Genomic DNA, 22,205 nt, shown 5'->3' with positions numbered 1-22,205 from the left:
CGCCGCGTGGGCGGCGGTGGCCGTGGCCTGGACCGAACCGGCGCCGGTGGCGGCCAGGGCCGCCGCCGCGGAGGCCCGCTGGGTCTGCCCGCCGTTCAGGACGCGCAGGTTGTTGCGGACATAACCGGTGGACGCGACCTTGCGGACGATGTCCGACGGCTGGACCGCGCCGGTTTCCGGCAGGTCGCCCTGCTTGTCGCCGCTGCCGACCGTGAAGGGCACCAGATCCTCCGGCGTGGCGTGCGCCAGATCGGTGCGGCCCAGGTAGGAGATGGCGATCTCGCGGAAGATGTAGTCGATGACCGAGGTCGCCATCTTGATGGTGTCGTTGCCGGTCACCATGCCCGACGGCTCGAAGCGGGTGAAGGTGAAGGCCTCCACGAACTCCTCCAGCGGCACGCCGTACTGCAGGCCGATCGACACCGCGATGGCGAAGTTGTTCATCAGCGAGCGGAAGGCGGCGCCTTCCTTGTGCATGTCGATGAAGATCTCGCCGATGCGGCCGTCCTCATACTCGCCGGTGCGCAGGTAGATCTTGTGGCCGCCGACGGTCGCCTTCTGGGTGTAGCCCTTGCGGCGGTGCGGCAGGCGCTCGCGCTCGGTGCGCTTGCGCTCGACGATGCGCTCGATGACCTTCTCGACGATGCGCTCGGACACCATCTGGGTGCGGGCGGTGTTCGCCGCCTCGACGATCTCCTCGACCGCGTCCTCCTCGTCGTCCAGCAGGGCGGCGGACAGCGGCTGGCTCAGCTTGGAGCCGTCGCGGTACAGCGCGTTGGCCTTCAGGCCCAGGCGCCAGGACAGCAGATAGGCGTCCTTGCACTCCTCCACCGTCGCCGTGTTCGGCATGTTGATGGTCTTGGAGATGGCGCCGGAGATGAAGGGCTGGGATGCGGCCATCATGGTGATGTGCGATTCCCAGGACAGGAAGCGCTTGCCGATGCGGCCGCAGGGGTTGGCGCAGTCGAACACCGGCAGATGCTCGTCCTTGAGGAAGGGCGCGCCTTCCAGCGTCATGGCGCCGCAGCAGAAGGTGTTCGCCGCCTCAAGCTCGGCCTTGGTGAAGCCGAGAGCGGTCAGCAGGTCGAAGCCCGGGGCGTCCATCTGCTCGGCGGGGATGCCCAGCGTGTTGACGATCACGTCGGCGCCGACCGTCCAGCGGTTGAAGGCGAACTTGATGTCGAAGGCGGTGGCGAGGTTGCCCTCCAGCTTCTCCAGCACGTCGGCCGGGAAGCCCTTGGCCGCCAGCGTCTCGTGGTTGACGCCCGGCGCGCCCTTCAGCGTGCCGTGGCCGACCGCGTAGCGCTCGATCGCGGCGATCTGGTCGGCGGTGTAGCCCAGCGTGCGCAGGGCCTCCGGCACCAGACGGTTCACGATTTTGAAGTAGCCGCCGCCGGCCAGCTTCTTGAACTTCACCAGCGCGAAGTCCGGCTCGATGCCCGTGGTGTCGCAGTCCATGACCAGACCGATGGTGCCGGTCGGGGCGACCACCGTGGCCTGGGCGTTGCGGAAGCCGTGCTGCTCGCCCAGTTCCAGCGCCATGTCCCAGGCACGGACGGCGGCCAGGGCCAGTTCGGCCTCCGGGCACTCGTCGGCGACGAAGGGCACCGGCTTCACCGACAGCCCCTCGTAACCCTCCATCTCGCCGTAGGCGGCGCGGCGGTGGTTGCGGATGACCCGCAGCATGTGGTCGCGGTTCTGCTCATAGGCCGGGAAGGCGCCCAGCTCCTGCGCCATCTCGGCGGAGGTGGCGTAGGCGACGCCGGTCATCACCGCGGAGATGGCGGCGCAGTAGGCCCGGCCCTCCGCTGAGTCGTAGGACAGGCCCGACGCCATCAGCAGGCCGCCGAGGTTGGCGAAGCCCAGGCCCAGCGTGCGGAACTCGTAGGAGAGCTGGGCGATTTCCTTGGACGGGAACTGCGCCATCAGCACGGAGACTTCCAGCACCATGGTCCACAGGCGGCAGGCGTGCTCGAACGCCTCGACGTCGAAGGAACCGTCCTTCAGACGGAACGACATCAGGTTCAGCGAGGCGAGGTTGCAGGCCGTGTCGTCGAGGAACATGTACTCCGAGCACGGGTTCGAGGCGTTGATGCGCCCCGAGGCCGGGCAGGTGTGCCAGTCGTTGATGGTGGTGTCGAACTGCACGCCCGGGTCGGCGCAGGCCCAGGCGGCGTAGCCGACCTTGTCCCACAGGTCGCGGGCGCGCAGCGTCCGGTGGACCTTGCCGTCGGTGCGGCGGATCAGGCTCCACTCGTCGTCGTTCAGGACGGCCTGGATGAAGTCGTCGGAGACGCGCACCGAGTTGTTGGAGTTCTGGCCGGCCACCGTCAGGTAGGCGTCCGAATCCCAATCGGTGTTGTAGGTCTTGAATTCGATGCTGGTGAAGCCCTGCGCGGCGAACTGGATCACGCGCTGGACGTAGTTCTCCGGCACCTGCGCCTTGCGGGCGGCGCTGACGGCCTTCTTCAGCTCCTTGTTGACCTTCGCGTCCTGGCCGGCCTGGGCCGCGGCCATGATGGCGGTCAGATGCTCGCGGCAGATCTTGGAGCCGGTGACGAGGGCGGCGACCTTCTGCTCCTCGGTCACCTTCCAGTCGATGTAGGCCTCGATGTCCGGATGGTCCATGTCCACCGTGACCATCTTGGCCGCACGGCGGGTGGTGCCGCCCGACTTGATGGCGCCCGCGGCGCGGTCGCCGATCTTCAGGAAGCTCATCAGGCCCGACGACTTGCCGCCGCCGGCCAGCTTCTCACCCTCGCCGCGCAGGCGGGAGAAGTTGGAGCCGGTGCCGGAGCCGTACTTGAACAGGCGCGCCTCGCGGACCCACAGGTCCATGATGCCGCCCTCGTTCACCAGATCGTCGGCGACGGACTGGATGAAGCAGGCGTGCGGCTGCGGGTGCTCGTAGGCCGACGCCGAGGAGGTCAGCAGGCCGGTCTTGAAATCGACGTAGAAGTGGCCCTGGCTGGGGCCGTCGATGCCATAGGCCCAGTGCAGGCCGGTGTTGAACCACTGCGGGCTGTTCGGGGCCGCCATCTGGGCGGCCAGCATGAAGCGCATCTCGTCGAAGAAGGCGTGGGCGTCGGCCTCGGTGTCGAAATAGCCGCCCTTCCAGCCCCAATAGGTCCAGGTGCCCGCCAGACGGTCGAAGACCTGCTTGGCCGACTTCTCACCGGTGTAGCGCTTCTCCTTCGGGAGAGCGGCCAGGGCCGATTCGTCGGCGGTCTTGCGCCACAGCCAGGACGGGACGGTGTTCTCCTCGACCGCCTTCAGGGCGACCGGAACGCCGGCCTTGCGGAAGTACTTCTGGGCCAGGATGTCGCTGGCGACCTGGCTGTAATTGTCGGGAACCTCGATGTCCGTCTGCTGGAAGACCACAGAGCCGTCGGGGTTGCGGATCTCGCTCGTCGTGCGGCGGAAGCCGAGAGCGGCGTAAGCATCCTGACCCTCTTTCGTGAAACGACGCTGGACCCGCATGGTGACTCGTGCTCCCTCTGGCTGGCGAACAGGGCGTCGCGCTCCGTGCGGCCCAGCTCGCGCTGGCTGACGAACGCAACACCCTGTATGTTGGTGCGCATCCTAGCCCCATCGATGGGGACAGGCAAGACCCGATCCCAAGATATTGTGTTTGACGCGGGCCTGCCTCCTAGATATGGCGCGTTTCGTACAACGGGCCACCCCCCGTCCGGTTCCCGCGGAAAATTGCGCGCCCCCTAGATTTAGACCCTGGGAAAGGGCCTCCGGCGCCCGGTTCCTGTAGGGAATCCGTCATTTCCGCGGGGCGGCCGGGACCGCCGGACCGCGGGATTGGCGGGGAGCGAATCGGCGGTACGCCCTTCTCCCGCCGCCCGCCTTTTGCCCCCTGGACCGGCCTTTCCGCGGGGCCTCCGGAAAGCCTCCCGAGTCGCCCGGTTCAGGCCGCCCCTTCGTGTCCCCCTACATGTCACAGGCGGCCCGGCGTGACCTTTCCCCCTCCCCCCGGTTGAAGGGGGCGGTTCCGTGGAAAGAGGAGACCTTCCATGCACAAGACGGTGATCGCGACCCTGTCCGCCCTGGCGCTGACGACCGGCGCCGCGGTGGCCCAGACCGGCGCCGGCGGTTCCGCCCAGGCTCCGAATCCGGTCATCATGGACCAGAGCCAGACCGCCCGGCCGGCCGGCCCGGCGGCCAACCCATCGGGCGGCGCGAGCGTCGAGCATCTGATGAGCCGCACGGTGATCGGCGCCGACGGGGAAAAGATCGGCAAGGTGACCGACGTGATCCTCGGCCCGGACGGCAACGCGCAGCTTCTGGTGATCCAGAGCGGCGGCTTCCTCGGCATCGGCGGCAAGGAGATCGCGGCGGACATCGCGCTGGCCGACGTCCTGCCGGGCAACGGCCCCATCACGCTGCGCGACGTCACCCAGGCGAGCGTGCGCGACATGCCGGAGTTCCAGTACAGCGACAGCATGACCTCGCTGAACCGCGGCCCGAAGAACAGCGGCGGCACTCAGAACAAGCAGTAAGATGTCGGAAGGCATCCCCTCTCCCGCCCCGGGAGAGGGGATGGGAGAGGCATCGAGCCCTTACGCCTCCACCCCGCGCTCGCGCAAATAGGCGCCCAGCTTCTTGTCCACGCCCAGGATGTGGCCGGACAGCCATTTGGCGAGGAAACCCAGCACGAAGGCCCCCTTCTCGCCGCCCGCGTCCAGCGCGCTGTTCACATCGTGAAGCTGGCGGACGAAACTGTCGTGCAGCGTCTTGTGGGCGGCGTAGTCGGGATAGCCGTGCTCGCGCATCAGCGTCTCCTCCCGGTCGAAATGGGTGTCGGTGTAGTCGAGCAGTTCCCCCAGAACGTCCTGGATCTCGCTGTCCGCCCGGAACGTGTTCACCGCGGTGACGAATTCGTTGAACAGCTCGAACAGGCGCCGGTGGTCGGCGTCGATCACCGCGTGCCCGACCCCGAACCCGTCCTGCCAAGCCACCGTCTCCCAGCGCGGATCGGCAAGATTCGGCTTCATCGTCTTGGGCTGCATTGTATTTAATTGCATGACGTTTCCCCCTTCAGGAAACATCCTTATAACCTCGCTCCCGCCCGCAGCCGGGGGCGGCAAATAGACACACTTTTGTTATGGATATAAGGCCGCCGCTCAGCTCGCCCGTGCCAGCGGCAGGTTGACCAGCAGGTTCTGCGGCTTGAGGCGCAGCTTGCGGTCCGCGGTCATCGCCATGGCCAGATAGACCGGCCTCCCGGCGATGTCGGCGCGCATGGCGGCGGGGTCGGCGAAATCCAGCCGGAACAGGGACAGGATGCGGGCCAGCCGGTCCTCCCCCACCTCGGCCCCGTTGTAGAGGTCGTTGAGGATCGCCGTGGCCTCCCCGTCCAGTCCGGCGTGCCAGACCCAGCGCTCGTCGCTGATCCGCTGGACCGGCTGGATCGACACCGCCACGCCCAGGAAATGCTTCACCCAGCCTTCCAGCACGCGGCACAGCGCGTCGAGCCCCGCCGCGGCGAAGGTCACGTCCAGCACCGTGTCGTGCCGGGAATCGCGCCCCCAGTAGCGGGGGTGGTTGGTTTCGTCGAGGATGTCCAGGTCGACGGAGCGCGGGGCGGTTCCGGCCTCCACCACCAGCCGGCCCAGGCTGCCGAAGCCGCCGGTCGCGGCCAGCATCTCCACCGTCTCGCTGTCGGCCAGCCGGACGCGCCCATCCTCCACCGACACGGTCTGGGGCCGGAAGAACAGCTCCCCCGCCCGCGCACGCAGGCCCGACGGCGTGCCGTCCAGCACGTTGCGCAGGATCACATGGGCCATCTGGTCGATGAACAGCCCCGGCACGCCCCGCGCGCCCTCGCGGAACAGGCGGAGGTAGCAGCCCTCGACCGTGCCGGCACCCAGCAGCCGGTCGCGGAAACCCAGCCAGACCGCCCAGTTCTCCCGCGCGTCCGCGTCGGCCAGCGCCTCCACCATGCCCGGCGGGACGGGGCGTGCGGGATCGTCCATCAGCCCGGCGAACAGCGTGTGCTCGGTCTCGCAGGCGTCCTCGGGCGGGCGCATCTCGGGCCGCATCAGATAGGCGCGCAGGAAGTCCGGCGTGACCGCCAGCCAGCCGTCGGCGTCGCGCGTCAGCAGATGGAAACCGGACTCCTTCCAAAAATCGGTGGGACGCAATTCGGACATGGGCAACTCGGACATGGGCAAATCGGACATGGGATGCAGACCCTTAAGGCGTAAAAACGTCTCTCATGTGGGCGCGTCGCCGCCCGCGCCAAGGACCTAGCACGACCGCACTTACAGATGCACGGAGGCCAGGAAGGAGTCGATGTCCGCCCACACCCGGTCGCGGATGGCGTCACGCTCCATCAGCAGCTCGTGCTTGGCCTCGGGATGCTCCTTCAGCACGGCGTTGCCCAGCCGCGCCGCGGCCAGCCGGTGCGCGTCCGAGCGGACGACGGCGTCGGCGGGGGCGCTCAGCAGCAGGACGGGGGTGGTCACCCGCTCCAGCGGCGCCGTGACGCGGATGTGGTCGGAGGCGCGCAGCGCCGCCCGCACCCAGCCGAAGCTGACCCCGCCCACCCGCAACTCGGGCCGGTTGCGGAAGGCGTCGTGGAAAGCGGCGTAGCGGCGCGGGTCGGAGGTGATCGGGTTGGCGGGGGTGAACAGCCCCTCCACCGGATCGTAGTCGTGCTGGCCGAAGGCGTATTCGGCGCCCCGCCCGCGGGCGCAGAGGCGCTCGGCCAGCCAGACCGCCATGCGGCGCGGCACCGGGCCGGTGAAGATGTCGAACATCGGCGCCGTCAGCACCGCCGCGTCGCACAGGGCGGGGTTGCGCAGCAGGGCCAGCAGGGCGGCCAGCCCGCCCATGCTGTGGGCGAGCACCAGCAGCGGCCCGGCCTGCCGCGGCCTCACCATCCGCTCCACCACCGCCTCCAGGTCGCCGGCCAGCGTGTCGAAGCTGTCCAGGTGATGGATCTGCCGGTTGGGCAATGGCCGGTCCGACAGGCCCTGGTTGCGCCAATCGAAACCGAAGACCTGGAAACCGCGGGCCAGCAGTTCCCCCGCCGTCTCCGTGTATTTCTCGATGAACTCCGCCCGCCCGGTCAGCAGCAGCGCGGTGCCGCGCGGCGGGGTGGTGGCCGCCGGCCAATGGGCGGTGCGCAGCCTCGCCCCGTCCTCCATCGTCAACCAGCCGAACCGCGGCTCCACACCCAGGTCCGGCCCCGGATCTGGCCCCAAATCCGCCACGGTCACGGCCATTCCTGCGCTCTCCTTCGTTGGTCGGACGATTGAAGCATCAACGGGCCGGGCGGGTCCAGCCCGCGGCACGGGGCCGGCCACCCGGCGGAACCCCCGCCCTCCCCTGGATGTTGTCGAGGTCCAATGGGAGGTACATTCGAATGCACATGGCGCGTAACCTGTCCGCGGCGCTCTGCGCCCTGTCCCTGGCTCTGTCCCCCATGGCCGTCCAGGCCCAGCCGTCGTCCAAACCGCAAAGCGCCAAGGACGCCTCGGTCCCGCCGATCGCCGTGGAGCGCACGGACGAGGGCGAGCCGGTCATCGTCCATGAGGGCGAGGCGTCCTTCTACGGCGGCTCGTTCCATGGGAAGAAGACGGCCAGCGGCGAGCGCTTCGACCAGAACAAGCCGACCGCCGCCTCGCGCGAATTGCCCCTGGGCAGCAAGGTCACCGTGACCAACCAGGACAACGGCAAGAGCGTCGAGGTCATCGTCAACGACCGCGGCCCCTATGTGGACGGGAGGGTCATCGACCTGTCGAAGCAGGCCGCCCGGCAGATCGACATGATCGAGGACGGCGTGGCCCCGGTCCGCGTCGAGGCCAAGCCGTCCGAACAGCCGACCGAGGCCGTGAAGGAAAAGGTCGAGGCCAAGGCCGAGAAGGCCGACAAGACTCAGGTCGCCGAAAAGCCGCAGGCCGGAAAGGACCGGGACGCCCTGTCCGGCGCGTCCGGCGCCGATCGGCAGACCGGTTCCGGTTCGGACCGCTGAGTTCTCAGAGCTGTGTTCTCAGGCCCGCGTTCTCAGGCCCGCGGCGGGCGGACGGTCCGCCCGGCGCGCTGGCCCCTGTCGAAAGCGGCGAGCAGAGCGCCCAGCCCGCCCGACGCCGCGTGGCGCGACCACAGGAAGGGGCGCAGCATGTTGCGGGTGCCGAAGCCGTGCACATGCACCGTGCGGCGGCCCAGCGCCTGCAACCCCTCCCGCGCCACGTCCATCGGGTCGGCGGCCCCCGGCAGCGCGTTCAGGGCGAAGCCGGCGCGCCTGCCGAAGGCGGTGCGGGTGGCGCCGGGGCACAGCACCAGCACATCCACCGGCTTGCGCCTCAGTTCCGCCGCCAGCGCCTCGCCATAGGCCAGGATGAAGCTCTTGCTGGCGCAGTAGGTCCCCAGGAACGGCACCGGCTGGAAGGCCGCGGTGCTGGACACCAGGATCAGCCCGGCGCGGCGCCCGTCGCGGGCCGCCCGCTCGATCATGCCGGGCAGAAGCGCGCGGGTCAGCACCGTGGTCGCCACCACGTTCAGTTCCACCGTCGCCCGCTCCGCCTCCGGCGGGTTGTCGAGCACCGGCCCGAAGGCGCCGGACCCGGCGTTGTTGATGAGGAGATCGATCTCCAGCGTCTCCGCCTTCTGGATCAGGGCGCTCCGCCCCTCGTCGGTGGTCAGGTCGGAGGCCAGCACCTCCACCCGGCGTCCCGCGGCCTCCAGTTCCGCCTTGGCGGCGGTCAGGGCCTCGGCGTTGCGGGCGGCCAGCAGAAGGCCGGTGTCGGTGGGAAGGGCACGGGCGAAGCCGGCGCCGATGCCGGAGGTGCCGCCGGTGACCAGCGCGAAGCGGTGGGGCATGGGTCGGGTTCCGTCGCTGCCTGGAGGGGATGAGAGGTGACGGTTGGCCGCGCGGGCCGGAAGTCAAGCCGCCCATCTCCCGAGTCGCCACGCATTCCGCGGCGCGGCGCGGCAATTTGTCGGTACACAAATTAATCGGGCCCGCCCCGGTTCTTTACTGTCACGGAACTGAAATCGTCGGCGCGGTGAAAAGAGGCGGAGCGCCTCGACTGTCCTCCTCTTTCGGAAGAGGTTAGAGATTTTTTCACTATTTCAGGCGAGTCGTGTTGCCATCACATGGTTGCGGTGCATATATCGCGCTGCACCATACGTGTTGTCGCACCGCACCGCCGGTGCTTGATGAAAAGGAACCGCGTTATGGACGATGTTCGCCAGGTCGTGAAGGACAACGAGGGCCACTGCATCGAGGATCTGTCCGTCGGCATGACGGCGTCCTTTTCGAAGACGGTCACCGAGGCGGACATCGTGCTGTTCGCCGGCATCTCCGGCGACACCAACCCGGTCCACCTGAATCAGGAATACGCCAGCGGCACCATGTTCCAGGGCCGCATCGCCCACGGCATGCTGAGCGTCAGCTTCATCTCCGCCGTTCTGGGCACCAAGCTGCCGGGTCCGGGCGCGATCTACATGAGCCAGACCGTGCGGTTCAAGGCGCCGGTCCGCGCCGGCGACACGGTGACCGCCCGCGCCACCGTGACCGAGATCATCCCGGAAAAGCGCCGCGCCGTCGTGCGCACGGTCTGCACCGTGGGTGAGACGGTGGTGATCGAGGGCGAGGCCCTGCTGATGGTCCCGTCCCGCGGCTGACCGCCTCCTCCGGCCGAGCCCTTTCCAACCGAATTGGCTTGCCTGAAGCCGGTGCGTAGACCACGCGCCGGCTCCGGTCTATATAAGACGCCCATGGCCTGGCCCGCCCGATGGCGGGCCGCCATCGTTTCCGGGGGCCGTCCGCGGCCCACAGACCATCAGGGCGTGCACGCATGCGTTTGTTCCGACACACCGCCGACCTGCCGGAGGATGCCCGCGGGGCCGTCGTCGCCCTGGGCAACTTCGACGGCGTGCACCGCGGCCATCAGGCGGTGATCGCCACCGCCCAGCGGATCGCCCGCGATCTCGGCGCGCCTTCGGCGGTGATGACCTTCGAACCGCATCCGCGCTCCGTCTTCCGCCCGGACGACGCCCCCTTCCGCCTGTCGCCCTTCCGCGTCAAGGCCCGCCACGTCGAGGCGCTGGGGGTGGACCTGCTGTTCGTCTGCCATTTCGACGAGAGCTTCCTGCACAAGACCGCCGACGCCTTCATCCGCGAGGATCTGGTGGCCGGGCTGGGCGCGCGGCACGTCGTCTGCGGCTACGACTTCCTGTTCGGCCATGGCCGCGGCGGCGACCCCGCCCTGCTGCGGCAGGCCGGTGCTGAGCACGGCTTCGGCGTGACCGAGGTCGGGCCGGTGTCCGACGATGCGGGCGGCGTCTATTCCTCGACCCGCGTGCGCGACGCGCTGGTCGCCGGCAACCCGCGCGAGGCGGCCCGCCTGCTCGGCTCCGCCTGGGAGATCGAGGGGCGCGTGGAGCATGGCGACCACAAGGGCCGCACCATCGGCTTCCCCACCGCCAACGTCGAGCTGGCCGACTATCAACGCCCCGCCTTCGGCGTCTACGCGGTGCGGACCGGGGTGGACCATGGGGCGGGCACCGTCTGGCGCGACGGCGTGGCCAATCTGGGCCGCCGCCCGACCGTGGGCGGAACGGTGGAGCGGCTGGAGACCCACCTGCTCGACTTCGACGGCGACCTGTACGGCCAGCATCTGCGCGTCCAGCTCATCGAGTTCCTGAGGCCGGAGCGCAAGTTCGCCAGCTTCAACGAGCTGAAGGATCAGATCGTCCAGGACGCCGCGGCGGCCCGCGCCGTGCTCGCCGGCCGGAAGGAGGGCTGAGCGATGGACCGCGTGATCCTGCTGCTGTTCATCCTGAACCAGGGCGGCCCGACCACCATCGAGTTCCAGACGATGGAGCAGTGCAAGGCCGCGGAGCCCGCCATCGTCCAAGCCTACCGCGAGATGACCGGCAATCCCGTGCTGACCCGCTGCATCACGCTGGCTCTGCCCGGGAAGTGACGGCGGAGGGCAAGCCCGCCCCATTGCGATTCGCACGCCGGGGGGCTACACACGGGGCAGTTTGAGCCTCCCTGGGAGCCGTTAGGCCATGACCACCGCCGCCGCCCTGCCCGCCCCGACCAATGGTGACCGGGCAACGATTGCCGCCACCGCCGCGAAGATCCTGCTGGAAATCAAGGCGCTGCATTTCAACGCCGAGACGCCCTTCATCTTCACCTCCGGCTGGGCGAGCCCGGTCTACACCGACTGCCGGCGCATCGTGTCCTTCCCGCGCGCCCGCAAGGCTCTGATGGACTTCGCCGTCCAGACCATCGAGCGCGAGATCGGCTATGAGAGCATCGACGCGGTGGCCGGCGGCGAGACGGCGGGCATCCCCTTCGCCGCCTGGATCGCGGAACGGCTGGAACTGCCCATGCAGTATGTCCGCAAGAAGCCGAAGGGCTTCGGGCGAAACGCCCAGATCGAGGGCGTGCTGACCGAGGGGCAGCGGGTCATCCTGGTCGAGGACCTCGCCACCGACGGCAAGAGCAAGGAGAACTTCGTCACGGCGCTGCGCAACGGCGGGGCCACGGTGACCGACAGCTTCGTGATCTTCCATTACGGCATCTTCCCGCAGTCGAAGACCAACATGGACCGCATCGGCGTCCGCCTGCACGAGCTGTGCACCTGGTGGGACGTGCTGAAGGTCGCCCGCGAGAACCGCTATTTCGACGAGAACACCCTGTCGGAAGTCGAGAAGTTCCTGAACGACCCGGTCGGCTGGTCCGCCGCCCACGGCGGCAAGGCCAGCTTCGACTGACGCCGTCCGGAGGCGCCGCGCCTTGACCGCACCGCCCACACCGCTAATATCCCGCGCGATGATGCATCCGGCGTGGGTCATGGCGCGCATGGCGCGAATTACCAACCCGGCCTCCTGAGGGGGGCCGGGACCGCCTCGTTTGTGCGTGTGTCGGGGGCCTGACCGCCGCCGCCCGACGGTTCTGCTCCAGGTTCAGGAAATCCCCCACATGACCCGCGACTACAAGTCCACCGTCTTCCTGCCCCGCACCGATTTCCCCATGCGCGGCGGCCTGCCCACCAAGGAGCCGGAGCTGCTGAAGCGCTGGGAGGACATGGGCCTCTTCCAGCGGCTGCGCGAGACGGCGAAGGGCCGTGAGAAGTTCGTCCTGCACGACGGCCCGCCCTACGCCAACGGCAACATCCACATCGGCCACGCCGTCAACAAGGTGCTGAAGGACGTCATCGTCCGCTCGCGCCAGATGCAGGGCTACGATTCCAACTACGTCCCCGGCTGGGACTGCCACGGCCTGCCCATCGAGTGGAAGATCGAGGAGAAGTACCGGGCCGAGGGCAAGGACAAGGACGAGGTTCCGCTCAACCAGTTCCGCGCCGAGTGCCGCCAGTTCGCCCAGAAGTGGGTGGACGTTCAGGCCGGCGAGTTCCGCCGCCTGGGCGTGGAAGGCAACTGGGCCGACCCGTACCTGACCATGACCCTGCCCGCCGAGGCGCAGATCGTCCGCGAGATCCACAAGTTCGCCATGAACGGCGGCCTTTACAAGGGCGCCAAGCCGGTCATGTGGTCGGTGGTGGAGAAGACCGCGCTGGCCGAGGCGGAGATCGAATACCACGACCACACCTCCACCACCGTCTTCGCGCGCTTCGCCATCTGGGGCTCGCCGGCGCCGGAGGTCGACGACGCCAACATCGTCATCTGGACGACCACCCCCTGGACCCTGCCGGGCAACCGCGCCATCGCCTTCGGCGAGGACATCGAATACGCGGTCTACAAGGTGCTGGCGGTCGAGGAGGGCAGCCTCGCCGAGGTCGGCGAGCGGCTCGTGCTGGCCACCGCGCTGGCCGAGACCGTCTTCAAGGAAACCAAGATCAAGGACGCGCGGCTGCTGCACCGCTTCCCCGGCTCGCGTCTGGCCGGCGGCTATTGCCACCACCCGCTGACCCGCAGCGGCTACGACTTCCAGGTGCCGCTGCTGGCCGGCGATTTCGTGACGACCGACGCCGGCACCGGCTTCGTCCACATCGCCCCCGGCCACGGCGAGGACGACTTCCACCTGGGTCAGGCCAACGGCATCGAGGTGCCGCAGACGGTCGGCGAGGACGGGCGCTACTACGACCATGTGCCGCTGTTCGCCGGCCTGCGCGTCTACACCGCGGAGGGCAAGCCGGGCGAGGCCAACGGCGCCGTGCTGAAGGCGTTCCAGGAGGTCGGGGCGCTGCTCGCCAAGGGCCGGATCAAGCACAGCTACCCGCATTCCTGGCGGTCGAAGGCCCCGCTGATCTTCCGCACCACGCCGCAGTGGTTCATCTCCATGGAGACGAACGACCTGCGCAAGACGGCGTTGCAGGCGATCTCCGACACCACGTGGTTCCCGGCCCAGGGCGAGAACCGCATCCGCGCGATGATCGAGCAGCGCCCGGACTGGTGCATCAGCCGCCAGCGCGCCTGGGGCGTGCCGATCGCTCTGTTCGTCAGCAAGCAGACCGGCGAGATCCTGCGCGACGCCGAGGTGTTCGCCCGCATCGCCGACATCTTCGAGAAGGAAGGCTCCGACGCGTGGTTCGCCCGCCCGGCGCAGGATTTCCTCGGCAACGCCCACCGCGCCGACGATTACGAGCAGGTCAGGGACATCGTGGACGTGTGGTTCGAGTCCGGCTCGACCCACGCCTTCGTGCTGGAGCAGCGTCCGGAGCTGAAATGGCCGGCGTCGCTCTATCTTGAAGGCTCCGACCAGCATCGCGGCTGGTTCCATTCCTCCCTGCTGGAAAGCTGCGGCACGCGGGGCCGCGCGCCCTACGACGCGGTTCTGACGCACGGCTTCACGCTGGACGAGCAGGGCCGCAAGATGTCCAAGTCGCTGGGCAACGTGGTGGCCCCGCAAGAGGTCTGCGACAAGTACGGCGCCGACATCCTGCGCCTCTGGGTGGTCAGCACCGACTACACCGAGGACCAGCGCATCGGCCCGGAGATCATCAAGTATCAGGCCGACCATTACCGCCGCCTGCGCAACACGCTGCGCTACATCCTGGGCGCGCTGGCCGACTACACCCCCGCGGAGCGCATCGCCGTGGCGGAGATGCCGGAGCTGGAGCGCTGGGTCCTGCACCGCCTGTCGGAGCTGGACGCGCTGGTCCGCGCCAAGATCGAAGCCTACGACTTCCACGACCTGTCGGTGGCGATCCACAATTTCTGCGCCGTGGAGCTGTCGGCCTTCTACTTCGACGTCCGCAAGGACAGCCTCTACTGCGACGCGCCGGGCTCGGTCCGCCGCCGTTCGGTCCGCACGGTGATGGAGCATCTGCTCTCCACCCTGACCGCGTGGCTGGCCCCGATCCTCTGCTTCACCGCCGAGGAGGCGTGGCTGGCGCGGCCCGAGGGTCTGGCCGGGATCGAGGGCTGGAGCGAGGAGAGCGTCCATCTGCGCGTCTTCCCGGCCATCCCGGCGGAGTGGCGCAACGGCGATCTCGCCGCCAAGTGGGAGTCCATCCGCAACGTCCGCCGCGTCGTCACCGGCGCGCTGGAACTGGAGCGCGCGAACAAGAAGATCGGCTCGTCGCTTCAGGCCAACCCGACCGTCCTCGTGGACGCGGCGACCAAGGCCCTGCTGGACGGGGTGGACTTCGCGGAGATCTGCATCACCTCGCAGATCACCGTGGCGGAGGGTGCGGCTCCGGAAGGCGCCTTCGTCCTGCCCGACGTGGCCGGCATCGCCGTGGTCCCCGGCCTCGCCGAGGGCGGCAAGTGCGAGCGCTGCTGGAAGATCCTGCCGGAGGTCGGCACGAACGCCGCACACCCGACGCTGTGCCTCCGTTGCGCCGAAGCCGTGGACGCGGAACCGGCGTTCTGATTGAGCGGGTGGTCGCGGGGAGCCCCCATCCCAACCCTCCCCCGCTCCGCAGGGGAGGGCTTTTTCTCCTCCCCCGGCGGAGCGGGGGGAGGCCGGGAGGGGCTCCGACGCGATCACTCCCCTGGCAACCCCCTCGGAGCAGCCCATGAGCAGCCTCTCGACGTCCGGCACCCGCAGTTACACGGTCTTCGGCCTGGTCGTCGCCGTGCTGGTGGTGGTCCTCGACCAGCTCACCAAATGGTGGATCCTGGACGTGGTCATGCAGCCCTACCCACGGGTCGTCGAGGTCACGCCCTTCTTCAACCTGGTCCTGGCCTGGAACACCGGCGTCAGCTTCGGCACCTTCGGCAGTTCCCACGCCTTCATGCCCTATGTGCTGAGCGCCGTGGCCTTCGCCATCGTGGCGGCGCTGGTGCTGTGGCTGCGGCAGGCCGACCGGCGCTATCTCGCGCTGGCGCTGGGCATGGTCATCGGCGGGGCCGTCGGCAACGTCATCGACCGGTTCCTCTACGGGGCCGTCGCCGATTTCCTCGATTTCCATATCGGGGGGTGGCATTTCTGGGCTTTCAACGTGGCAGACAGCGGAATCAGCGTCGGAGTGGCGCTTCTCGTGCTGGATGGGCTGTTCGCGGGCCGCGAAAAGTCGTAATAGTTCACGCGACGGAGCCGCTATAAGGGACGCGGCCTGACTGACGACGGGACTTGAACGTGACCATGCTTTCCTCCGCCTCCTCCATCGCGCGGCGCTCCACCCGTTCCCTGGGTCGTGGTCCGCTGCTGGGCTTGGCGCTCGTCGCGCTGGCGCTCACCGGGTGCTCCGACGTCCGCCGCTCCATCGGTCTCGACCGCACGAGCCCGGACGAATTCACGGTCGTGTCCCGCGCGCCGCTGACCATGCCGCCGAGCCTGGCCCGCCTGCCGGAACCGCGCCCCGGCGCGGCGCGGCCGCAGGACGCCGCCTCGTCCTCGGTGGCCGCCGCCTCGGTCTTCGGCGGCTCCTCCCGCACCGCGGCCGGCCGGACGGCCGGCGGCACCGCGGGCGAGTCGGCTCTGATCGCCCAGGCCGGCGCCAAGGGCGGCATCGAGCCGGGCATCCGCAACAAGGTCGATCAGGAGACGACCCAGCTCGTCGTCGCGGACAAGAGCTGGATCGACTCCCTGCTGTTCTGGCAGACGCAGGAGCAGCCCTACGAGATCGTCGATCCGAAGAAGGAAAACCAACGCCTGCGCGAGGCCCAGGCCACCGGCAAGGCGCTGAACGACGGCACCGTCCCGACCGTCGTGCGCAAGCGCAGGGCGCCGCTGGAAGGGCTGTTCTAAGCCGTTTTCAGGGCATTGTTCCGGGCGCTTCGCCACACCAGTATCTAGGGGGCGTTCCCAGCCGGGGACGCCCTTTTTGCATCTCAGACACCACCAACGAGAGGCCCATGCTCCCCAACGGCCCCACCGCCCCGCCACCCCGGAAACGCCCCTGGCGCCGCCGCGCCGCCGCGGGGGTCCTGGCCTTCGCCCTGGCCGGCGCCGCCCCCGCCCTCGCCCTTGCCGCCGAAAAGGGCGTCTTCTTTCCGGAAACCTTCAGCCTGTCCAACGGCATGCAGGTCGTGGTGGTCACCAACCAGCGCGTGCCGGTGGTCACCCACATGGTCTGGTACAAGGTGGGTGCGGCGGACGAGCCGCGCGGCGTGTCGGGCATCGCCCATTTCCTGGAACATCTGATGTTCAAGGGGACGGAGGAGATCCCCCCCGGCTCCTTCTCCCGCATCGTCGCCAAGAACGGCGGGCGCGACAACGCCTTCACCTCCTGGGACTACACGGCCTATTTCCAGAATGTGGCGCGCGACCGGCTGGAGCTGGTGATGAAGATGGAGGCCGACCGCATGTCGAACCTCCGCCTCACCGATCAGGTGGTCTATCCGGAGCGCGACGTCATCATCGAGGAGCGCCGCCAGCGCATCGAGAACGAACCCGCCGACCGCATCGGCGAGCAGGTCAACGCCACCCTCTACGTCCACCACCCCTACGGCACGCCGATCATCGGCTGGCCGCAGGAGATGGCCACCCTGACGCGGGAGGAGGCGGAGTCCTTCTACAAGAGCTGGTACGCCCCGAACAACGCGGTGCTGGTGGTGTCCGGCGACGTCACGGCGGAGGAACTGAAGCCGCTGGCCGAGAAGTATTATGGCGCCATCGCCGCCCGCCCGGTGCCGGAGCGCAGCCGCGTGCAGGAACCGCCCATGGGCGCCGCCCGCCGGGTGATCCTGCGCGACGACGAGGTGCGCCAGCCCATCATCCGCCGGCACTGGCTCGCCCCCTCCTACCGCACCGACAAGGAAGGCTACGCCTACCCGCTCCAGGTCCTGTCGGAGATCATGAGCGGCGGCCCGACCTCGCGCCTCTACCGCAGCCTCGTCGTGGAGCAGCGCATCGCCACCTCCGCGTGGCTGGGCTACAGCCCGTCGTCCTGGGACGTCACCTCGCTGGCGGCGGGCGCCTCGCCGGCCCCCGGCGTGCCCATGGACAAGCTGGAAGCGGCGCTGGAGGCCGACATCCGGACGCTCGTCGAGAAGGGCGTGACGGAGGAGGAGGTGGCCACCGCCAAGAAGCGCATGCTGGCCGAGGCCGCCTACGCCCGCGACAGCCTGACCGGCCCGGCCCAGACTCTGGGCGCCGCCATCGCCACCGGCCAGACCATCGACGACGTGGAGAACTGGCCGGTGCGCATCGACGCGGTGACCGCCGAACAGGTCAGCGCCGCCGCCCGCGCCGTTCTGGGCAAGACCAACCACGTCACCGGCCTGCTGCTGCCGCTCCAGGACAAGGGAAGCTGAGATGATCGCACGCATCGTGCCCCCTCCCCCCCGCTCCGCGGCGGAGGGCCTGAGCGCCGGACCGCTCCCCTCTCCCGCGCAGCGGGGGAAGGTCAGGGTGGGGGCAATCGTCACCATCCTCGCCCTTCTGCTGACCGCCTTCACCACCGTTCCCGCCCTCGCCATCGAGATCAAGCGGGTGGTCAGCCCCGGCGGGATCGAGGCGTGGCTGGTCGAGGACCACAAGGTCCCCATCATCGCCCTGGAATGGGCCTTCGAAGGGGCTGGCGCGTCCGACCCCAAGGGCAAGGAGGGCCTCGCCAACCTCGCCGCCCGCACGCTGGACGAGGGCGCCGGCCCCTATGACAGCCAGGCCTTCGCCGCGCGGCTCCAGGACAACGCCATCGGGCTGAGCTTCGACGCCGGGCGCGACGCCTTCGGCGGCAGCCTGCGCACGCTGAGCGACCGCCGCGACGAGGCATTCGAACTGACCCGCCTGTCGCTGGCCGAGCCGCGCTTCGACGCCGAGGCGGTGGAGCGCATGCGCGCCGCCGTGCTGTCCAGCCTGCGCCGCGATCAGGCCGACCCCAACTACGTCGCGCGGCGGCTGTTCTATTCGACCGCCTATCCCGGCCATCCCTATGGCGACGAGATCCGCGGCACGCTGGACTCGCTGCCGGGCATCACGCCGGACGACCTGCGCGGCTTCGTGAAGACCAGCTTCGGACGCGACCGGCTGGTGGTCGCCGCGGCGGGCGACATCACGCCGGAGGATCTGGGGCGCACGCTCGATCGCGTGTTCGGCGCCCTGCCCGCCACCGCCGCGACCCCCGCCGTCCCCGACGCCGAGCCGAAGGGGCTGGGCGAAACGCTGGTCGCCAACCGGCCGACCGCGCAGACCGTCATGCTGATGGGCCAGCCGGGGATCCGGCGCTCCGACCCCGACTGGTACGCGGCGACCGTGATGAACTACGTGCTGGGCGGCGGCGGCTTCGGGTCCCGCCTGATGGAGGAGGTGCGGGAGAAGCGCGGGCTCAGCTACGGCGTCTACAGCTACCTGATCTCGCTGGACCATTCCGCCCTGGTGATGGCCGGCGGCAACACCGTGAACGCCAAGGCCGGTCAGGCGCTGGACATCATGCGGCAGGAATGGAAGCGCATGGCCGACCAGGGCGTGACGGAAGAGGAACTGGCCGACGCCAAGACCTACCTCACCGGCAGCTTCCCGCTCCAGCTCAGCAGCACGCAGGCCATCGCGGGCATCCTGCTTCAGGTCCGGCGCGACCGGCTGGGCATCGACTATCTGGACCGCCGCGACGCGCTCATCAACGGCGTCACCCGGGCGGACGTGCAGCGGGTGGCGCAGCGGCTGCTGGCCCCCGACCGGCTGCTGACCGTGCTGGTGGGCCGCCCCGAAGGCGTCGCCGCGACCCGCACCATCGACGGGGGAAGCTGAGGAAAGGAACCGGGGGAGGCCGTACCGGGCGGCCTCCCCCGGCCCCTTTCCTTCGGCCCCACTCCTCCGGCGCGCCGGTCAGACCATCTCCAGGTCCGCGGAGACACGGTTGCGGCCATCCGTTTTCGACCGGTACAACGCGGCGTCCGCGCGGGCCACGACCCCGACCGCATCCTCTCCGCACCAATACTGGGCCACGCCGACGCTGGCGGTCACGGTCAGGCCCTCCCCGGCACCTTCCTCGGCACCGGCATCGGCACTGGCATCGGCTGGCCGGTGGTGCGGCGTGTCGAAGGCCCGGCACAGCCGTTCGGCCAGCGTGCAGGCCCCTTTCAGGTCGGTGTTCGGCAGGATGACCGCGAACTCCTCGCCGCCGTACCGCGCCGGCAGGTCGCTTTCCCGAAGGACGCTGCGCAGCACCGCCGCCGCGGTGACCAGCACCTGATCGCCGAAGGTGTGCCCGTAGCGGTCGTTGACGAGCTTGAAATGATCCAGATCGAGCATGATCACCGACAACGGGCGGAGGCCGTTCCGGGACCGCTCCACCTCGGCCTCCAGACGCTCGTTGAAGACGCGGCGGTTGGCGATGCCGGTCAGGGCGTCCACACTGGCCAGCTTCCGGGTCTTCTCGATCAGGCGCTCCAGCTCGGCGTTGGCCATGCTCAGGCTGGCCTCGGCGGCCATGCGCCGCCAGACCTCGCGGATGACCGACGCGATGCCGAACCCGGCCAGCGCCGTCACCGCGGCGAACGCGCAGCCGGTCCACAGCAGAAGGCTCAGCCACTGCTGGAGAAACGGGGTGCGGGGGATGGTGGCGACCATGCGCAGCGAGAAGCCCGGAACCGGTTCGGCCACCAGCACCTCGTGCAGCCGGGCCTTCGCCCAGGATCCGATGGAGGGCGGGAGCGTCGGCAGGATCGCCGGGTCCAGCGAGTTGCGGGTCCATTGGGCCAGGGCCTCGCCGCCCTCGCCCAGCAGCCGGACGGAGTTCAGCGTCAGGTCGGGATTGCCCCCCAGGTCGGACATCATGTCCGTATCGAGTGACACCGCGAGAACCCCGCCGAAACGCCCGTCCGCCCGGTCGATCCGGCGGCTGATCATCAGGGTGGGCCGCCCGGACTTGACGCTTCCGGTGATGGCGAAGGGCGTTCCCTGGCCGGCATGGAGCGAGATCAGCGATGCCGGGATCGGTTCCGCGCCCGACCAGCCGGACAGCTCCCGGGGCTTCCCTTCGGCATCCACCATCAGCAGGCGGCTGGTGTCGGGCAGGCGCCGTGCGATCCAGTCGAGCTGGTTCGGCGGCGGCACCGCATGAGCGCCGCGCGGCGGCGGCGCCAGTTCGGCCGCCGCCATCCGTTCGATCATCAGCCCCATCAGCAGATCGACCCGTTCCAGGGTCTGGGCGATCCGGTTGGCGACTCCGACCGCCTCCTCGTGGGCCTTCTGCGTGACGATCCGCTCGTTCTCCTCCCACTGCACCCAAAGCAGGCGGGCCATGGTCGTCGCCATCGCCAGCTCCAGCAACAGCGCGATCAGGAGAAGACGGCGGACGCCGTTGATTCGGAACGGCACTTTCACGGATCGACCTCGCCGTCCTCGAAGAGGTACTGCAACCCGCCGACCATGCTGGGGGTGATGCGGGTGGCCGCGATGATGTCGTCCTGCACGGAGTCGAGCATCGCCCGGTTGGCGTCGATCTCGGCGGGCGTGGGATGGACCACCGTCAGTCCCCGCGCGACCAGCCGGCGGCGGGCCTCGGCCTGGGCGGCGGCGGCGGCGGCCCGCGCATCGTCCACCCCGCCTTCCCAGGCCCGCAGGAACAGGTCCCTCAATTCCGGCCCCAGCCGCCGCCACGCCGCACGGCTGACCAGCGGCACATACTGCGGGAAGTAGGCCGAGTCCTCGTAGACGTACCGCAGGCGGGAGGCGAAGGGCGCGCTTTCGACGGTCACATAGCTGGTCAGCAGCCCGTCCAGATTGCCGCGGTCGACGGCTTCGGACAGATCGGGCCAGGCGACCCGGACGGCGGTGGCGCCGAGACGCTGAAGCCGCATTTCGTTGGCAAACCCGCCGGCCACGCGCAGCCGCAGCCCGGCGAAGTCGCCGCTGTTCCGAATCGGATGATCGAAGGTGAAGATGTGCGCCGGGCCGAGGTCGATCCAGCGCCCGGGCACGACCACGTTCAGGCGGCTCGCCAAGGCGTTGCCCAGGGCCTGTCCGACCGGCCCGTCGACCACGGCGTGGTTGCGGTCGGGGGTCCGCCCATAGAACAGCGGCAGCAGGAAGAGGCCGAAGTCGGGCACGTAACGGTCGAGTTGCCAGACGCCGGGCACGCCCATTTCGATGCGGTCGTTCGACAGAACGCGGGGGAGATCGACGTCGCGGTAAAGGCGGGCGCTGTCGAACAGCCGCACCGACACCCGCCCGCCCGACAGATCCTCGAAACGGCGGGCAAAACGCTCGATCACCTGAACCTGGATATGCCCTGGATTGTTCTCGACCGAAATCCGCCAGGCTATAGGTTGCATCTCGGCAGACTCCGCAGATGCAGGGCCGGTTTGGCACAACACCATCAGAGCAAGAACAACAGCGATCCAGCGCATTTTCATCACCGCTTGAAGCGCGATAGTTCAATTTTATGTATATCACAAAACTATAATGCTCAAAGGATATTTCAAAATTGACCGCAACACCTACAATTGAGAGACACTTTCAAGTCATTCGCCCATGATAGAAACACTATACAAATCAGACGGGTGGTGAATCGGGTAACGGAATTTTCGTCATTCGCATTATTGCCACTTTAAACCATGATCATCGAAGCGAGAGTGCGGCGATACGCAACATTGCAACGTCGCTTCGGGAGGCGCCCGAACCGACCTTTCCACAGCCCCCGGCAACGCGGGCGCCGTCCCCCGGCGATCCATTCCAATCGAACACCCCGAAAGAACGCCCAGAAAGAACACTCAGAAAGAACACAGGGGCGCCGGTTGCCTGTTTCATCGGGCACCGCGCATAGTCCGCTGCGCTTATGCCGCGGCGCCTATTTCTAAGTGTGCGTGCGATGCGCCGCTTTGGCGCGTACCCGCCGCACACCGATCGGTGCTAGGCTCCGCGCACGCGAGAAGGAGGC

The 22,205-nt window shown here is 68.8% G+C and carries 18 protein-coding genes; 11 read left to right on the top strand and 7 right to left on the bottom strand.

Annotated features, from left to right (window positions below; translation table 11 throughout):
- The coding region (locus tag QSG27_RS11960; protein ID WP_306706361.1) for a vitamin B12-dependent ribonucleotide reductase at positions 1-3,480 on the bottom strand (3,480 nt) is incomplete at its 3' end.
- 542 nt (positions 3,481-4,022) lie between these two features.
- On the opposite strand from QSG27_RS11960, the gene QSG27_RS11955 reads away from it, so the two are divergent.
- Complete coding sequence (locus QSG27_RS11955) at positions 4,023-4,508, top strand: PRC-barrel domain-containing protein (protein ID WP_306706359.1); 486 nt, start codon at positions 4,023-4,025, stop codon at positions 4,506-4,508.
- 60 nt (positions 4,509-4,568) lie between these two features.
- Here QSG27_RS11955 and QSG27_RS11950 read toward each other — a convergent pair whose 3' ends face one another.
- The 3 genes from QSG27_RS11950 to QSG27_RS11940 form a co-directional block, all read right to left on the bottom strand.
- Complete coding sequence (locus QSG27_RS11950) at positions 4,569-5,033, bottom strand: bacteriohemerythrin (protein ID WP_306706357.1); 465 nt, start codon at positions 5,031-5,033, stop codon at positions 4,569-4,571.
- A gap of 99 nt (positions 5,034-5,132) precedes the next feature.
- On the bottom strand, positions 5,133-6,161 hold the full coding sequence (locus tag QSG27_RS11945; protein ID WP_306706354.1) for a DUF6352 family protein: 1,029 nt from the start codon (positions 6,159-6,161) through the stop codon (positions 5,133-5,135).
- A 111-nt stretch (positions 6,162-6,272) separates the two neighbouring features.
- Positions 6,273-7,238 carry an alpha/beta fold hydrolase gene (locus QSG27_RS11940; protein ID WP_306706352.1) on the bottom strand — a complete coding sequence of 322 codons (966 nt, stop codon included), beginning with the start codon at positions 7,236-7,238 and terminating at the stop codon, positions 6,273-6,275.
- Positions 7,239-7,378: 140 nt separating this feature from the next.
- Here QSG27_RS11940 and QSG27_RS11935 point away from each other — a divergent pair, with 140 nt between their 5' ends.
- Positions 7,379-7,987: a septal ring lytic transglycosylase RlpA family protein gene (locus tag QSG27_RS11935; protein WP_306706350.1), complete on the top strand. Its 609-nt coding sequence runs from the start codon at positions 7,379-7,381 to the stop codon at positions 7,985-7,987.
- Between the two features lie 32 nt (positions 7,988-8,019).
- Here QSG27_RS11935 and QSG27_RS11930 read toward each other — a convergent pair whose 3' ends face one another.
- Positions 8,020-8,835, bottom strand: coding sequence for an SDR family NAD(P)-dependent oxidoreductase (locus tag QSG27_RS11930; protein WP_306706348.1), 816 nt, complete (start codon positions 8,833-8,835; stop codon positions 8,020-8,022).
- Positions 8,836-9,192: 357 nt separating this feature from the next.
- Here QSG27_RS11930 and QSG27_RS11925 point away from each other — a divergent pair, with 357 nt between their 5' ends.
- The 9 genes from QSG27_RS11925 (at position 9,193) to QSG27_RS11885 (ending at position 19,072) form a co-directional block, all read left to right on the top strand.
- On the top strand, positions 9,193-9,642 hold the full coding sequence (locus QSG27_RS11925) for a MaoC family dehydratase (protein WP_306706346.1): 450 nt from the start codon (positions 9,193-9,195) through the stop codon (positions 9,640-9,642).
- A 173-nt stretch (positions 9,643-9,815) separates the two neighbouring features.
- On the top strand, positions 9,816-10,766 hold the full coding sequence (locus QSG27_RS11920; protein WP_306706344.1) for a bifunctional riboflavin kinase/FAD synthetase: 951 nt from the start codon (positions 9,816-9,818) through the stop codon (positions 10,764-10,766).
- A 3-nt stretch (positions 10,767-10,769) separates the two neighbouring features.
- Entirely contained in the window at positions 10,770-10,946 is a 177-nt protein-coding gene (locus QSG27_RS11915; protein ID WP_170296000.1) for a hypothetical protein, read from the top strand.
- Between the two features lie 88 nt (positions 10,947-11,034).
- Positions 11,035-11,745 (top strand): orotate phosphoribosyltransferase, encoded by a 711-nt coding sequence (locus tag QSG27_RS11910; RefSeq protein ID WP_200486148.1) that lies wholly within the window; start codon positions 11,035-11,037, stop codon positions 11,743-11,745.
- 208 nt (positions 11,746-11,953) lie between these two features.
- Positions 11,954-14,809, top strand: coding sequence for an isoleucine--tRNA ligase (gene ileS / locus QSG27_RS11905; RefSeq protein WP_306706340.1), 2,856 nt, complete (start codon positions 11,954-11,956; stop codon positions 14,807-14,809).
- Positions 14,810-14,954: 145 nt separating this feature from the next.
- Positions 14,955-15,458, top strand: a complete 504-nt coding sequence (gene lspA / locus QSG27_RS11900; protein WP_306706338.1) for a signal peptidase II — start codon at positions 14,955-14,957, stop codon at positions 15,456-15,458.
- A gap of 65 nt (positions 15,459-15,523) precedes the next feature.
- Positions 15,524-16,129, top strand: coding sequence for a DUF3035 domain-containing protein (locus tag QSG27_RS11895; RefSeq protein WP_306706363.1), 606 nt, complete (start codon positions 15,524-15,526; stop codon positions 16,127-16,129).
- 107 nt (positions 16,130-16,236) lie between these two features.
- Positions 16,237-17,637 (top strand): M16 family metallopeptidase, encoded by a 1,401-nt coding sequence (locus QSG27_RS11890; protein ID WP_306706335.1) that lies wholly within the window; start codon positions 16,237-16,239, stop codon positions 17,635-17,637.
- A 97-nt stretch (positions 17,638-17,734) separates the two neighbouring features.
- Positions 17,735-19,072, top strand: coding sequence for a M16 family metallopeptidase (locus QSG27_RS11885; RefSeq protein WP_306706333.1), 1,338 nt, complete (start codon positions 17,735-17,737; stop codon positions 19,070-19,072).
- A 78-nt stretch (positions 19,073-19,150) separates the two neighbouring features.
- Here QSG27_RS11885 and QSG27_RS11880 read toward each other — a convergent pair whose 3' ends face one another.
- Complete coding sequence (locus tag QSG27_RS11880) at positions 19,151-20,650, bottom strand: sensor domain-containing diguanylate cyclase (RefSeq protein ID WP_306706331.1); 1,500 nt, start codon at positions 20,648-20,650, stop codon at positions 19,151-19,153.
- On the bottom strand, positions 20,647-21,600 hold the full coding sequence (gene dctP, locus QSG27_RS11875) for a TRAP transporter substrate-binding protein DctP (protein WP_306706330.1): 954 nt from the start codon (positions 21,598-21,600) through the stop codon (positions 20,647-20,649). Before dctP ends, QSG27_RS11880 begins: the two co-directional genes overlap by 4 nt.
- Between the last annotated feature and the right edge of the window lie 605 nt (positions 21,601-22,205).

The organism is Azospirillum isscasi (genome assembly GCF_030849505.1).
GTDB lineage: Bacteria > Pseudomonadota > Alphaproteobacteria > Azospirillales > Azospirillaceae > Azospirillum > Azospirillum isscasi.
The sequence above is the reverse complement of the archived record's forward strand: the minus strand, read 5'-3'. Positions and strand labels throughout refer to the sequence as shown.